This window comes from Mycoplasma sp. AC157 (assembly GCF_054343415.1).
Genome location: NZ_JBTGVE010000042.1, coordinates 1 through 961 on the forward strand (window position 1 = coordinate 1; position 961 = coordinate 961).

Genomic DNA, 961 nt, shown 5'->3' on the forward strand with positions numbered 1-961 from the left:
TTTAGATTTAAATTCTTCTTGTTGTTTTGCAAAATTTAAAACAATAAGTTCCTGAATTTTATCGCCACTCTGACCATTTATCGCCACTTTATCATTATTTTTATCGCCACTCTGACCATTTATCGCCACTTTATCATTACTTTTATCGCCACTATACCCGTTTATCGCCACTTTATCATCATTTTTATCGCCACTTTGCTCATTTATCGCCACTTTATCATCATTTTTATCGCCACTATACCCGTTTATCGCCACTTTATTTTGTGTATTATAGTTTAAATTTTTTAACACAATAAAGAAAGAACTAGTATTAGAAATAAATTGTGGAATTAATTTTTCGTTGTAATTTTCTTGCTTTTTGTAACTTTCTATAATTTTCTTTAGTCCGCTTCCGCGTCTTTCCATTAAATTAAGTCTGCTGAAGACATCAGCAATAATAGGGTTTCTTCTTTTTGAAGCAATTTGATAAATATTTTGTTCTTGAATTAAAGAACCATCGGACATCCCACCAGGAGAATAAATTTCTAATCTATCATCATAGATATCAATGTGAATTTCTGAACCTTTTTCTGTATAATCCCTGTGAATTAAGGCATTTACAATACTTTCTCTTATAGCGATTTCTGGATAATCTGGATATTCAATTCTACTTACATCAGTTTTCTTTCACATTTTTTTATAATTAGAATTAATGAATTCTTCAGCACTTTGCAGTAAATACAAGATTGAACCTTGAAATTCTTTATCATCTAAGGCTTCAAGGCGACTATTTGCTTTATCTAAACCATTTCATCTAGTTGCAAAAACTCTTGATTGATAGACAAAATAATCATCTGCAAGCAAGGCACCAGCAAATGTTAAATTGCCCTTTTCGTTTATTAATGAAAAAGATAATAAATCACTATCTAAAGTGGGACAATTTATTGGGACACATTTTACCAGTGATATCACTGGTAAAATT

1 protein-coding gene is annotated in these 961 nt (G+C 30.4%); it reads right to left on the reverse strand.

Features of this window, described 5'->3' with window-relative positions; genetic code table 4:
* On the reverse strand, window positions 1-961 hold a 961-nt coding region (locus tag ACXX84_RS04120), incomplete at both ends, for an ATP-binding protein (protein ID WP_458572964.1).